The organism is Gellertiella hungarica (genome assembly GCF_014197145.1).
Taxonomy (GTDB): Bacteria; Pseudomonadota; Alphaproteobacteria; order Rhizobiales; family Rhizobiaceae; genus Gellertiella; species Gellertiella hungarica.
The window spans coordinates 379,882-392,999 of sequence record NZ_JACIEZ010000002.1; the positions used below are offsets into that span (position 1 = coordinate 379,882).

At 62.7% G+C, this 13,118-nt stretch carries 15 protein-coding genes; 9 read left to right on the forward strand and 6 right to left on the reverse strand.

The window, feature by feature from the left end; all coding sequences use genetic code 11:
- Window positions 1–5: 5 nt before the first annotated feature.
- The 3 genes from visR to GGR23_RS06435 all read left to right on the forward strand — a co-directional run bounded on the left by visR (window position 6) and on the right by GGR23_RS06435 (window position 3,408).
- On the forward strand, window positions 6–752 hold the full coding sequence (gene visR / locus GGR23_RS06425; RefSeq protein WP_183365341.1) for a transcriptional regulator VisR: 747 nt from the start codon (window positions 6–8) through the stop codon (window positions 750–752).
- 200 nt (window positions 753–952) lie between these two features.
- Window positions 953–1,432, forward strand: coding sequence for a putative pterin-binding protein (locus GGR23_RS06430; protein WP_183365342.1), 480 nt, complete (start codon window positions 953–955; stop codon window positions 1,430–1,432).
- Window positions 1,429–3,408, forward strand: a complete 1,980-nt coding sequence (locus tag GGR23_RS06435) for a putative bifunctional diguanylate cyclase/phosphodiesterase (RefSeq protein ID WP_183365343.1) — start codon at window positions 1,429–1,431, stop codon at window positions 3,406–3,408. Before GGR23_RS06430 ends, GGR23_RS06435 begins: the two co-directional genes overlap by 4 nt.
- Window positions 3,409–3,468: 60 nt before the next feature.
- On the opposite strand, the gene GGR23_RS06440 is transcribed toward GGR23_RS06435, so the two are convergent.
- From GGR23_RS06440 to motA, 6 genes are all read right to left on the reverse strand, one after another.
- Window positions 3,469–3,903: a hypothetical protein gene (locus GGR23_RS06440; protein WP_183365344.1), complete on the reverse strand. Its 435-nt coding sequence runs from the start codon at window positions 3,901–3,903 to the stop codon at window positions 3,469–3,471.
- Between the two features lie 5 nt (window positions 3,904–3,908).
- Window positions 3,909–4,991, reverse strand: a complete 1,083-nt coding sequence (gene flhB, locus GGR23_RS06445; protein ID WP_183365345.1) for a flagellar biosynthesis protein FlhB — start codon at window positions 4,989–4,991, stop codon at window positions 3,909–3,911.
- A 245-nt stretch (window positions 4,992–5,236) separates the two neighbouring features.
- Window positions 5,237–6,280 carry a flagellar motor switch protein FliG gene (fliG, locus tag GGR23_RS06450; protein WP_183365346.1) on the reverse strand — a complete coding sequence of 348 codons (1,044 nt, stop codon included), beginning with the start codon at window positions 6,278–6,280 and terminating at the stop codon, window positions 5,237–5,239.
- Window positions 6,281–6,313: 33 nt separating this feature from the next.
- Window positions 6,314–6,850 carry a flagellar motor switch protein FliN gene (gene fliN / locus GGR23_RS06455; RefSeq protein WP_183365347.1) on the reverse strand — a complete coding sequence of 179 codons (537 nt, stop codon included), beginning with the start codon at window positions 6,848–6,850 and terminating at the stop codon, window positions 6,314–6,316.
- A 57-nt stretch (window positions 6,851–6,907) separates the two neighbouring features.
- Window positions 6,908–7,858 (reverse strand): FliM/FliN family flagellar motor switch protein, encoded by a 951-nt coding sequence (locus tag GGR23_RS06460; RefSeq protein WP_183365770.1) that lies wholly within the window; start codon window positions 7,856–7,858, stop codon window positions 6,908–6,910.
- 5 nt (window positions 7,859–7,863) lie between these two features.
- Window positions 7,864–8,736 (reverse strand): flagellar motor stator protein MotA, encoded by an 873-nt coding sequence (gene motA, locus GGR23_RS06465; protein WP_183365348.1) that lies wholly within the window; start codon window positions 8,734–8,736, stop codon window positions 7,864–7,866.
- Between the two features lie 290 nt (window positions 8,737–9,026).
- On the opposite strand from motA, the gene flgF reads away from it, so the two are divergent.
- The 6 genes from flgF to fliE all read left to right on the forward strand — a co-directional run bounded on the left by flgF (window position 9,027) and on the right by fliE (window position 13,108).
- On the forward strand, window positions 9,027–9,761 hold the full coding sequence (gene flgF / locus GGR23_RS06470) for a flagellar basal-body rod protein FlgF (RefSeq protein ID WP_183365349.1): 735 nt from the start codon (window positions 9,027–9,029) through the stop codon (window positions 9,759–9,761).
- Between the two features lie 142 nt (window positions 9,762–9,903).
- Window positions 9,904–11,271, forward strand: coding sequence for a flagellar protein export ATPase FliI (gene fliI, locus GGR23_RS06475; protein WP_183365350.1), 1,368 nt, complete (start codon window positions 9,904–9,906; stop codon window positions 11,269–11,271).
- Between the two features lie 67 nt (window positions 11,272–11,338).
- Complete coding sequence (locus GGR23_RS06480) at window positions 11,339–11,872, forward strand: flagellar protein (RefSeq protein WP_183365771.1); 534 nt, start codon at window positions 11,339–11,341, stop codon at window positions 11,870–11,872.
- Window positions 11,873–11,954: 82 nt separating this feature from the next.
- On the forward strand, window positions 11,955–12,353 hold the full coding sequence (gene flgB, locus GGR23_RS06485) for a flagellar basal body rod protein FlgB (protein WP_183365351.1): 399 nt from the start codon (window positions 11,955–11,957) through the stop codon (window positions 12,351–12,353).
- Between the two features lie 6 nt (window positions 12,354–12,359).
- Window positions 12,360–12,779 (forward strand): flagellar basal body rod protein FlgC, encoded by a 420-nt coding sequence (gene flgC / locus GGR23_RS06490; protein WP_183365352.1) that lies wholly within the window; start codon window positions 12,360–12,362, stop codon window positions 12,777–12,779.
- Window positions 12,776–13,108 carry a flagellar hook-basal body complex protein FliE gene (fliE, locus tag GGR23_RS06495; RefSeq protein ID WP_183365353.1) on the forward strand — a complete coding sequence of 111 codons (333 nt, stop codon included), beginning with the start codon at window positions 12,776–12,778 and terminating at the stop codon, window positions 13,106–13,108. Before flgC ends, fliE begins: the two co-directional genes overlap by 4 nt.
- Window positions 13,109–13,118 lie beyond the last annotated feature (10 nt).

Here is a 13,118-nt window from a genome sequence, read left to right on the forward strand (position 1 = left end):
CAGCCATGGGATTTCCGCAAGACAACGGGGTGGACAATGCGGCGGGCGTCACCACCCTTCGGGTGTCGCGGTTCTCCAGCCGGTCCGATCTCTTCCCCCGCCTCGTCCTGATGCAGAAATCCATCAATGCCCGTCATTTCGCCGTTCTGAGGGTCGGCGGCTCGGGCGCCGTCAACAAGCGCAAGCTCGTCTGCGAACTCGAGAATTTCGGCCCCAACAACCTGTCGATCACCAAGCAGCTCTTCGAAACCTTCGGCGAGCAGCTGCTGCAGCACATCGAGCAATCGCTCCTGCCACTGATGTGGAATGGCCGCGATGATGCAAGCACTGCGGAAGCGCCGGAATTCGCACTGCTTTCGGTCCGTCTGAAGGGACGCACGCTGCCCTTTTCGGGCATTGCGTTTCCGGTGCGCCTTGGCGCGGTCGGCAACGGCTATGTGCTATTCACGGCACCCTATCTCGATCTAACCGGCGATGCGATCATCGATCTGCACGGCAAGGCCTGCCAGCTGATGACCGATCTGCTGTCGCTGGACGACCGGCGCCAGAACACCTCCGAGGCGCTGAGCGAGCGCGAGATCGCCTGCCTGCAACTGGCCGGGGACGGCCGCATCAGCGAGGAAATCGCCGAGAACCTCGGCCTCTCGGTGCATACGGTCAATGCCTATCTCGGCTCGGCGACCGACAAACTCGATGCGGTGAACCGCATCCAGGCGATCGCCAAGGCGATTCGCCTCGGCTTCATCAGCTGAAGCCTCTCTGGCCGGTTCTATTGAACGCAAAACCCGGTCTCCAAGCGCCCCTGCCTTGACGAAGGCCCCTGCGGCGCGCCTTTTCCTTCAAGGCTCTGTTCATACTAAAATCATTTAATTCCATACCTGTTTTGCCGGTGTTCATTTTGTGCATGATAGGCAATGTCCAGTACCCGACGGATCGGGAGTTGGAGGGTTTCATGAAACGCGCATTTGCCTTGCTTGCCGTCGCTGTCTTCGCCATTCATTCGGCGGGCGCCGTGCTTGCGGATGATGTTCTTTTCAGGATCCACGGCAAGGACGGCAGCCATGCGCTCGATGTCACGGCCTCCATGCTTGGCGAGATGGACAACCACCGCTTCAAGGCCGTTCTGCCCGGCGGGACCGGCACCGTGCAGGAGGTTTCAGGCCCCCTGGTGCGCGATCTCCTGAAGGCGGCCGGCCTCGAAGGCAGCAAGGTGGTCGCAAAGGCTCTCGACGGATACGAGATGGACATCCCCATGTCCGACATGACCGATTTCGACGTGATCGCCGCGACGCGGGTGGATGGCAAGCCGCTTTCGGTGCGCGACCGCGGGCCAGCCTGGATCGTCTACCCGAATGTCGATCGAGCCGACCTGAAGGACGCGCTCTATGAGGCGCGCAGCGTCTGGCAGGTGAAGGAGCTCATCGTCGAATGACCGGGCACACGCTCCGTCGCCTGCTGCCGCTCATCCGCTTCCCCGTGATCATCGCCCTGCTCGCGGGGATGCTGGTGTGGAGCGAGATGGGCCTCAGCCAGGTCGCCTCGAGCATCAGCCAGCGGCTGCACTACTCCGGACGCCTGGAGGAGAGCGCGCGCTTCGAGACGGAAGTGAACCGCTTCTTCGAGATTGCCGAGCTTTACGCCACGGGCATGCAGGGCGTGATCCTGGATGACGTCAATCTGGCGCTCAACCTGATGTGGAGCCGCGCCACGGTCATGAACACGCCGTCCTTCCGCGAGGCGATGCCCGCGGATCGGCCGGACCCCAACCTCATTCCCGACATCGTTGCGGATCTTCCGGCCTTTGACCGGGGTGTCCAGCGTCTCCGGAACGGCGATACCGCGAGCTTCGCCGAAATCGACGCGCTGCGCCGTCGCTATTCCCAGCGTCTTACGGTCTTCGGCGAGCTTGCGTGGAATGCGCGGCAGATGCGCATGGCCCAGAGCGTGGAAACAAGCCTGGAAAGCGTGAAGTCGCTGCGCTGGATCCAGACCGGTTTCGGCGCCGTGAGCGTGCTGGCCATTCTCTACGTGCTGGCGGAGCTGGTGCTGTCGCGCCGGCTGAATGGCCGGCTGAACAAGATGGTTGCGGAAAAGCAGAGGCTGCTGCGCACCGACCAGCTGACCGGCATCAGCAACCGCTTTCATTTCGAGGAACTGCTGGCCGATCGCTTCGGGCGCCGCCTCATGGATTTTTCGGTCATCTACTTCGATCTGGACGGCTTCAAGAAGGTCAACGACGAGCATGGGCATGCCGCCGGAGATGCGCTGCTGCGGCATGTGGCACTGATCCTTCGCGCCGGCCTTGGCGAGGACGATGCGGCTGCCCGCTTCGGAGGCGACGAATTCGCCGTGCTGCTTACCGGCGATCTCTCGCGGGCGGAACGCTTTGCCGCGCGCGTGCTGGCCGAGATTGCCCGGGAGAACGTGGAGGATCTGCCGAAGCTCTCCGTTTCCGCGAGCGCCGGCATCTGTCACGCCGCCCAGCTCGAGGCGGACGGCACCCCGGATGTCCTGAAGCGGCGGGCCGATGTGGCCCTTTACAGCGCCAAGGGTGCGGGGCGAAACTGCGTGCGGACCTTCGTGCCGGACATGCTCAGCGATTACGAGCGCCGGCGCATTCTCGATGGCGACATCGAACGGGCGGTGGCGGAAGGGCTGCTCTCGGTTGCCTATCAGCCGGTCGTGCGGCTGGCGGACAGGCAAACCCGGTACGTGGAAGCGCTGGTGCGCTGGGACCACCCGGCCCTCGGCCAGGTCCCTGCGATGGACATCGTCGACAGCGCGGTGCGCCGGCAGATCATCCAGTCCCTGACGATGCACGTTCTGCGCCAGGCACTGGCCACATACAACATGCTTCGCCACGGCGGACATGCGGTGCCGATGTGCGTGAACGTGACACCGGCCCTTCTTGCGACCCCGACGTTCGGGCCTGCCGTTGCGGCGCTGCTTTACGATTTCGGCCTGCCGCACGGAGCCCTTTACCTGGAGATCACCGAAGACGGCGAACTGCACGATACCGAGGTGATTGAAGATAACCTGCGCATCCTCCGGCTCGCCGGCGCCCTGATGGCGGTGGACGATTTCGGACGGGCCTATTCCAACGTATCGCGCCTGACCTCGCTCGACTTTCGCATGCTGAAGCTCGACAAGGTGCTGACAGAGCCGGTCGCCCGCTCGGATCGCGCGCGCCAGATCATCGAGAGTACGGACCGCATGGCTGTGGCGCTGGGTGCCGAAACGGTCTGCGAAGGCGTCGAGACCGAGGCGCAGGCGAAGGCTCTCTCGGAGATCGGCATCGAATTCGGTCAGGGCTTCCATCTCGGAGCGCCCATGCCCGCACAAGATCTGCATGCCTTCCTGGCCGAAAGGGCAGGCCGCAGCGATCTCGCACCGCCTCCCGCGCCATGAAAAAAGCCGCGCTGGCGGGCGCGGCTCGAGTGCAGGCAGATCATGCCAGACGTTATGCCGTTAGGCAGCCTCGGCTACCGGTCGGGTATAGCGGGCGTCCTCCAGGCTCTTCTTGAGGAAGGCCGTATTGACGTTCGGATCCTCCGACGGCTCCTGGAAGGCGATATGGTTGATCTCGATCCCCGCTTCCTTGTCCTTCAGCAGCAGCCGGGCATAGACCGTCAGCCCCTTGGGCTTGATCTCGAGGTCAAGCGTCACCTCCGGACGGCCATTCCATTCGAGGGCGTAATCGCCTCCCGCTCCGAAATTGATGGTACCGGGATGGAAGAACATCTCTGCCGCCGAGGAGACGAGGTCGGCAAGACTGCCGTAACACTCGAATCGCAGCATCGAAATCAGGTCGGCCGCATCGACGAGACGAAGCTCGGTCGCGACGGGGCTGATGGCTTCGGCAATGATCTGTTCGCGGGCGGCGGAGAATGCGCAGGTCTTCATCTCGCTTAATGGATCCGTCTGGTCTGTGGCTTGGCGGAGTAGACCCTGTGAATCAGTTCCGCGACGGCCTTGTAAAATACCGATGGGATGACGCTATCCACCGAGACTTGCGCAAACATGGAGCGGGCGAGCGGCGGATCTTCGAAGACGGGAATTCCGTTCTCTTCCGCAATCTCGCGAATTTTCAATGCGATAAGGTCCTGGCCCTTGGCAACGACCACCGGTGCGTCATCTTCTTCGCGCACGTAGCGCAGGGCGACGGCATAGTGCGTCGGGTTGGCAATCACGAGCGTTGCGCGGGGAACATTGGCGATCATGCGGCGGCGGGCGCGGTCGCGAGCTATCGAGCGCTGGCGCGATTTCACGATCGGATCGCCCTGGCTCTGCTTGAATTCTTCCTTCACTTCCTGCTTCGTCATCTTCAGCTGGGTGAACCAGTAATGACGCGTCCAGAAGAAATCGATGGCCGCGACGACGGCGGTCGACAGCAGGATAACGATCATGATGTGCTTCATGACCGTCGCAAGCTTCACGAAGATCACCTGCGGGTCGGAGAACATCGCGTCGATCGAGCTGTAGAACTCGCCGCGCAGCGTGAAGAACATGATGGCCGACACCACCACGATCTTGAAGATCGCCTTGGCGAATTCCACGAGCCCCGTCACGCCGAACAGCCTCGACCAGCCCTTCATCGGCGAGATGCGGGATATCTGCGGCCTGATTCGTTCCAGAACCGGGGTCGGCATGTTCTGCAGCACGGACGAGCCCACTCCGAAAACGATCAGCAGGATGAGGATCGGGGCGACGACGCTCGAGGCTGCCCAGCCGAGATTGGTGAAGAGCGACAGCGCGTCGACGCTGGATTCCAGCTTCCACTGGTCGGGCTGCTCGAAAAAGTCGCGCAGCGATTCGGCGGTCACCGATATGCGGCCCGGCAGGAAGAACACCAGATAGACATAGACGGCGAGGGATGAGGCAAAGACGGTGACCTCACGGGAGAACGGGACGTTACCTTTCTCGGCAGCGTCCCTTATCTTTTTCTCTGTGGGGTCTTCTGTCTTGCTGTCCTTGTCCTGTTCGTCAGCCATGGGCACCGGACCTTCAGATAAAGCGCGCCGGGCCAGGCAGGCCGGGCGATGGATGAGGCCAATCTAAAGGAAAGCGGCGGAACGGGAAACCCTCGAGGCCTGTGGAAAGGGGGGCGGTCGCCTCCTTTCCCGCCCGCGCGGCCCGCGGCAGGCCCGAAACGAACGAAGCCGGCCGCCGCGGGATGCGGGTGCCGGCTTCCTGAAGGGCTCGGGGATGCGAATCACCCAAGGAGAGACGATACGGCTCAGGCTGCTTCCTGAGACTTTTCGGCTTCCTTCTCCTTGAGCTCGATCTGGCCTGCGTTGGCCAGACGGATCGCTTCCTGGGCGACGGCACGGCGGGCAATCGCGATCTCGCGCGGATTGACGCCCTGGGTCCCGGAGGCGAGGTCGGATTCGATCATGCGGCGTGCGCGCGGGCTGATGGCGGAGAGCACGGCTTCGCGGATCTCGTTCGGCGCACCCCGCAGTGCCATCGTGACGATATCGCCGGCGATATCGTTGAACAGCATGACACGGCTGCGCTGCGGCATGTAGAGCAGGTCGTCGAAGAGGAAGATCTTCGGGCGGACCTTGTTGACGGCTTCCTTGCTGATCGATTCGAGCGAGCTCAGCAGGGTATCGACCTGCGGCTTGTCGAGTTCGTTCATCAGTTCTGCCACCTTGTTGGTGCCGATGGAGTTCTTCTCTGCCTCGATCTCGCCGATCAGCTCGATGACGCGGTTCTCGATGATCTGCGCGGCCTTCGGGCTCACTTCCTTCATGTTGACGGTACGGTTCATGATGTCCGCACGACGGCTGTCGGGCAGCTGGAGCAGAACCTTGGCGCCGAAGGACGAGGGAAGCATGGACAGGATATAGGCGATGGTCTGCGGATGCTCGCGCACGAGGAACTTGCCGACGAAGGCCGGATCGGCGTCCTGCAGGCGGTCCCAGATGGAGGATTCGTAGGCCTGGAAGGCCGCGCGCCGGCCGAGCAGACCGTCGACTTCTTCGGGGGTCAGGCCTTCCTCGAGGATGCTTTCGATGGCCTTCGCGTTGTCCATCAGGCCGGCACCTTCGGTGAACAGGTCCTCGAACTCGGCAACGAGCTGCGCCAGTTCGTCCGGCGGGATGGTGCGGAGGGTCTGGGCGGAGGCAATGATGACCTGCAGCTCTGCCTGCGTGAAATATTTCAGCAGCCGGCCGGCAACGGTCTTGCCCATGGCCAGAAGCACCGCTGCGGCCTTGTCGGCCTGCGAAAGCGGCTTGTCTGGGAGATTTCCGCCGAAATCGTCAAAGTCCATCATGGTCTTTCACCCTCGCTGTCCCTGTCATGGGGATCAGCCTTTTCTTGTACTCATGACCTCGATCAGCCGGACGCCAAATCGCGTATCGTCATTCTCCATTACCGTGATCTCGCCACGGGCGATCCGACGCCCGTTGACCATGATGTCGACGGGTTCACCGATCTTCTTGTCGAGCGCGATGGTCGCGCCCTCGTTGAGATTCATAAGGCCCGAAACCTGCATGCGGCTTGTGCCGAGAACGATCTGGACGTCGATCGGGATATCCATGATCAGGTCCAGATTGGAATTCAGCGCGCTGCCGGGTGCCTGCGTCCTGGGGCTGGCATCCTGCCAGCCGCCACCTGCGGGGGCCTTCGCGGAGAAATCCTGGCCGCCGAAGGAGGAAAGGTCCGTCCCGCCGGCCGCGGTGGCGCCGAAGTCGCCACCGAATTCGCCGAGCTCGGGCATCGTGCCTTCGGCATCGTTTTTCAGAACGCCGCGAAGGTCGTCGATGGCGTTCTCCAGATCGGCATCGCTGCCGATCGCGTCCATCGAAAAGTCGGAGTCCTGTGGGTTCTTTTGAGTAGCCATGAATATACTATTCCATCTGAAACTTGCGTCAAACTGCCTTCGCCCGCGAGGACGGCCTCAGCTCATCAGGTGACGGAGGATTTCATCGTCGCTGCTGACATTGTCCTTCACGCGGACCATGTAGTTTGCGCCGGATTTGCCGAACTCGCAGACATACATTTCCTTGCCGTTGGCGCTCACGTCCACATGCACGTCTTCCGTATCGAAGAAGGGGATGACATCGCCGGCGGCCAGTTTCGAGATGGTGCGCAGGGTCAGGGTCTGAAGCTTGATTCGCGCTTCGAGAGTGACCTGGGAGCGCCGCACCTGTTCGCCGATCTGCTCGGCCCATTCCTTCTGCGCCTTGCCCTGCTGGCCCTTGGACTTCGGGAAGACGACCGTGGTCTTCAGGAGAGCGCGCTGCGGCACGATCAGCGAGAACTCGGTCTCGACCGGGCCGAGGGCAATGCTCATGCGGAAGGCTGCGGCATACTGGTCCGGCTCGTCTTCGGCCGGCTTCGGCCGGTCTTCCGCATTGACGGGACGTTCGATGATCGCCTCGAAACCGCCGGGCGCATTCACCCCCGACTTCAGCACGCTGGCAATCTTCTCGAAGACCATCACGGCCATGTCGATCTCGATTTTCGACAGCGGCCGCTGGACCGGCTCCTCGATGGTGTCGGCGGTCGCGCCGAGCATGTGCTCCATCAGTGTGATGACGAAGGCGTTGCCGCAGGTCAGCAGAAAGCCGGGGCACCAGTTCCGGAGCGACGCATCGGCCACCACGCAATCGTCGCCGATTTCCGCGATGAGATCGCTCATCAACCCCATCTCGCATCCCGCATAGCCCACCTGCACGTTGAGATGGGTCTCGCTGTGGAAGACGTCGGGGAGGAAATCGGAATAGAGCTGACCGAAGTCGGCGCAGATCTTCTCGATGGTCCGTCGGTCGCCGAGCCCACCCGTCAGGCGGGCCAGCAGGGCGGGGTCCATGCGCGATGCGGAGGTGGTTGCGGGTGCTTCTGTCATAGTCGTCACGCTGCCTTGTTTTCACCGCCAGGATTCATCATTTCCTGTTCAACGGCGTCGATGGAAGGACGTTCGTAGGAGGAGATCGTCTTGCGGCCGTATTCGAGGGCCACCTGCGGCACGGAGCCGTTCATGTAGGCGAGGAGCGTCTGCTTCACCACGACGTAGAGCCGGTGCTGCTTGGTGCGCACGCCCTTGATCTGGGCCACGATGGGGTTGCACACGGAGTAGGAGAGCAGGATGCCGAGGAAGGTGCCGACGAGCGCCGAGCCGATGAGGTGACCGAGCACTTCCGGCGGTTCGTTGATGTGCGCCATTGCCTTGATAACCCCGAGAACGGCCGCCACGATACCGATGGCCGGGAAGCTGTCGCCCATCGAGGTGACGGAATGATACGGCTTCATCTTGTCGTAAAGCATCGTGTTCATTTCCTCGTCCATCAGCGCCTCGATCTCGTGGCTGCGGGCATTGCCGATGATGATGAGGCGGACATAGTCGCAGATGAAGGCGGTGAGGTCCTTGTTCTTGAGAACCGAAGGAGCCACCTGGAAGATGGAGGATTCCTCGGGGTTGTCGATGTGGGCCTCGATCTCGTTGCGCGACTTGGTGCGCAGGTCGCGCATCAGGGAGTAGAGCACGCCGAGCACGTCGAGATAGTCGCGCTCCTTGGGTACCGACTGCTTGAAGGCCTCGCCGATCGCCTTGCCCGTGTCCTTCACGACCTTCATCGGGTTCGCCATGATGAAGCCGCCGAGGCCGGCGCCGCCGATGATCACGAATTCGAAGGGCTGGAACAGCACTTCCAGATGGCCGCCCATGGCCATGAAGCTGCCGATGATGCAGCCGGCGGTGATCACGAGTCCAATGATAATGTTCATGACAAGCCCATACTCGGTGATTGAATGTCAGGGTCTGGATAAGATTCCAGGCTTGCGTGAGGCTGTTTGTTATGGGCCGGGCAGACGGCAGGCCCATGAGCCAGTTTCGCGCAAGCATTGTTCCGCACATTCGGCCGAACAGGGCGATCATGCCCGGGGTCATTATGACGGTACCCTATGAGGACCGCGTTAACGCAACCCGCTTCCTTCTGTGCAGGTTCGGCACAGAAACGCGGAGGGCAGCCCGGAGCAGTCGTCCATCCCTGGGATCATTGCGGAGAAACCCGACCGTGCAGTCCGGCCTTTATGTATCGCTTTCCTCGCAGATCGCCCTCGAGCGGCGTCTGACCACCATTGCCGACAACATGGCCAATTCGAACACCGTCGGCTTTCGCTCGACGGACGTGAAGTTCGATCAGGTTCTGAGCAACACCCAGAACGACATCGGCGCCAAGGTCGCCTTCGTCTCCCAGGGCAACGACTATCTGTCCGAGCGCCAGGGCGACATGCAGGAGACCGGCAACAATCTGGATTTCGCCGTCCGCGGCGATGCCTGGTTCGCCATCAATACGCCGGTCGGGCAGGTGCTGACCCGTGACGGCCGCTTCACGCTGTCGGATACCGGCGAGCTCCTGTCCACCCGCGGATATCCCGTTCTCGACGCGGGCGGTGCCCCGATCCAGGTCAACCGCGACGGCGGTCCGATCAAGGTCGCCCGCGACGGCAACATCTATCAGGGTGGAAAGCAGGTCGGTTCGATCGGGCTGTTCACCGCCGATCTCGCCCAGGGCTTCGTCCGCTTCGAGAACTCGGGCGTGATCTCCACCCAGGCGCCGCAGCCGGTGGTGGATCGGCCCGATGTGGGCGTGATGCAGGGCTATGTGGAGCAGTCCAACGTCAACGGGATCGGCGAAATGACGCAGCTCATCCAGGTCAACCGTGCCTTCGAGCAGATCACCGCATTGATCCGCGATAGCGAAAGCTCGCTCGAAGAGGCCATCAAGACCCTCGGCGGCAGCCGCTGATGCCATCTGCAGCCGTCTGCCATGAGGGCCGGGCGGTCAGGTCGCTCCTTCCGGAGCGCCACGAAGAATGACTTTTTTCGAAACGAGGACCGGGCGCTGCCCGCCTGCAGGCGGGACCGGAATCCGCAGGGAGTGACAAGGCATGACCGAGGCATTGTTGGACGACATTCCTGTTTCCAGAAAGCTGAGCCAGCTTGCGGGGCTCGTCGACCGTTATGCCCGGCCGGCCCACGCCGTCACCCACGGCGGTCACGTGGAGACCATAGCGGCCGGCCATTACACCGTCTCCGGCCTTTCGCGGCACGTGCGCCTTGGCGAGTTCGTGGCCCATCGAAGCCCGTCGGGCATTCATCTGGGCGAGGTGATCCGCGTGGAGCCGGATGTGGTCTACGTGTGCCCCATCGAACCCGGCGAACCGATCGGCATCCACGATACCATCATCCGCAAGGGCGCGTTCCGCATCGCCCCCGACGACAGCTGGTGCGGTCGGACCATCAACGCCCTCGGCGAGCCCATCGACGGGCAGGGGCCGCTGACCCCCGGCCATATCCGCCGTCCCATTTCCAACACCGCACCGCCCTCGATGACGCGCCAGCGCGTCGAAACCGGCTTCAAGACGGGCGTGCGTGCCATCGATATCTTCTCGCCGCTCTGCTACGGCCAGCGACTGGGCATCTTTGCCGGCTCGGGCGTGGGCAAGTCGACGCTCCTGTCGATGCTGGCGCGCGCCGATGCCTTCGACAAGGTGGTCATCGCGCTGGTCGGCGAGCGCGGCCGCGAAGTGCGCGAGTTCATCGAGGATACGCTGGGCGTGCACATGGCCAAGTCCATCGCCGTGGTGGCGACGTCGGATGAAAGCCCGATGCTGCGCAAGATGGCGCCGCTTTCCGCCGTCACCATAGCCGAGCATTTCCGCGACCAGGGCGACAACGTGCTTCTGATCGTCGACAGCGTGACGCGCTTTGCCCATGCGATCCGCGAGGTGGCCGTGGCAGCCGGCGAACCGCCGATCGCGCGCGGCTATCCGGCCTCGGTCTTTACCGAACTGCCGCGTCTTCTGGAGCGGGCGGGTCCCGGGGCCGAAGGCGCCGGAACCATCACCGCCATCATCTCCATCCTCGTCGACGGCGACAACCACAACGACCCCATCGCGGACTCCACCCGAGGCATTCTCGACGGGCACATCGTCCTGGAGCGCAGTCTCGCGGAGGAGGGCCGCTATCCGCCCGTCAATCCGCTAGCCTCCATTTCCCGTCTCGCCCGGAAGGCCTGGACGCCCGACCAGGAGAAGCTGGTGCGGCGCCTGAAGTCGCTGATCCATCGCTTCGAGGAGACGAGGGACCTCAGGCTCATCGGGGGGTATCGCCCCGGCAGCGATCCGGATCTCGACATGGCGATCAAGCAGGTGCCGATCATCTACGAGGTGCTGAAGCAATCGCCCGGCGACAAGCCTGCCAACGATGCCTTCGCGGATCTCGCAAACGGCCTGAAGAACGGAGCGGTCCGCTGACCCGTTGAATGACATGACAAAGGACACCAAAGCCTTGACCGAACTGGACCTCGAGACCGATGACGACATGCCCGTTCCGCCGCTTGCGGGGCCGCGCAGGAAGTCTGTCTGGGTCGACCGCGTGCTGATCGCGACCGGCATCACCATGGCCGCGGCCGCAGCCTTCTTTCCCTGGTACGTGTTCTTCAACGAAGACAAGTTCGGGATCCGGGTGGCCGCCATCGATCGCAGCCGGGACCTTCCGCATACCGGCCCGCGCAACGTCTTCAGCGTCTCTCCGATGGCCATGGTCAACCGCAACAAGAACCCGAATCCGCAGCCGCTGCCGATGGATCAGCTGACCACCGCCAGCGTGTCCAGCCTCGGCAAGGACAAGAACACCCGTCCGGTGCCCATGGAGGAGCAGCCCTTCCCCGGTCCGACCGGCTTCCGGCTCCTGCACGTCGCCAACGGCCGCGCCATGATCGAGGACAGGTCAGGCATGTACATGGTGCGCGTCGGCTCCATCCTGCCCGACCAGAGCCGACTCGCCGCCCTCGAGCAGCGCAACGGACAGTGGGTGATCGTCACCTCCAAGGGCAACGTCTTCGCCCCGGAGTAAAGGGTTTTCCGCACCACGTTTTCCGTAAGTCTGACGCAAGATTAGCCCCTTAGGGTTTAGTCAGGACAAGACGGAGAACAGCATGACGCAGCCTATCCAACTTTTCGACCTGGCATCGAGGCAAGCCGAATGGCTTTCCATCCGCCAGGAAGTGGTGGCCTCCAACATCGCGAATGCCAACACCCCGAAGTACCGCGCCAGGGATGTCACGCCCTTCAACGCGGTTCTGGACAGCCGCAGCAATTTCCGCATGGCGCGCACCAATGCCGCGCATCTGACCGGCAATCCGGCCGGCATCAGCGGGGATGTCGATGTCCGCGAAGCGGAGCTGGTCAACGAAATCGGCGTTCAGGAGTCCGGCAATACCGTGGGCCTGGCCGAGGAAATGACCAAGAGCGGCGAAATCAAGCGCCAGTACGAGCTCAACGCTGCTCTCGTCAAATCCTTCCATCGCATGATGTTGATGACGGTAAGGAAATAAACCACCATGGATCCCTTGGCAGCCTCCCTCAAGATTGCGGGCACCGGCCTGGAAGCCCAGTCCACCCGCCTGCGCATCGTTTCCGAAAACATCGCGAATGCGCGCTCCACCGGCGATACGCCCGGTGCCGACCCCTACCGGCGCAAGACCATCACCTTCGGTTCCGAGCTCGACAAGGCCTCGGGCGCCGATGTCGTCACGGTCAAGAAGCTCGGCTTCGACCGTTCGAAATTCATCGAGGAATACGATCCCGGCAATCCGGCCGCGGACGAGAAGGGCATGGTGAAGATGCCCAACGTCAACATCCTCGTCGAGATGGCCGACATGCGGGAAGCAAACCGCACCTACGAGGCCAATCTCCAGACCGTCAAACAGTCGCGTGACCTCATCTCCGCGACGCTGGATCTTCTGAAGGCATCCCAATGATCGACGCATTGAGTGGAATTAGTGGCATTTCCGGCCTCGGCGCCGTCGGCAAGACGCTGCTCGAGACGAAGACGACCGCCACGCCCGGGGCAACCCCGGGCCAGGCGACCGGCGCAAGCTTCGGCGAAGTTCTCACCGAGATGGCGAGCGACGCCATGAACAACATCCGCCAGGGGGAGGCCATGTCCTTCGCCGGCATCCAGGGCAAGGCATCGACCCGCGAGGTCGTCGATGCGGTCATGCAGGCCGAGCAGTCGCTTCAGACGGCGATCTCGATCCGCGACAAGGTGGTCTCCGCCTTCCTCGACGTCACCAAGATGCAGATTTAACGCGTTTCCG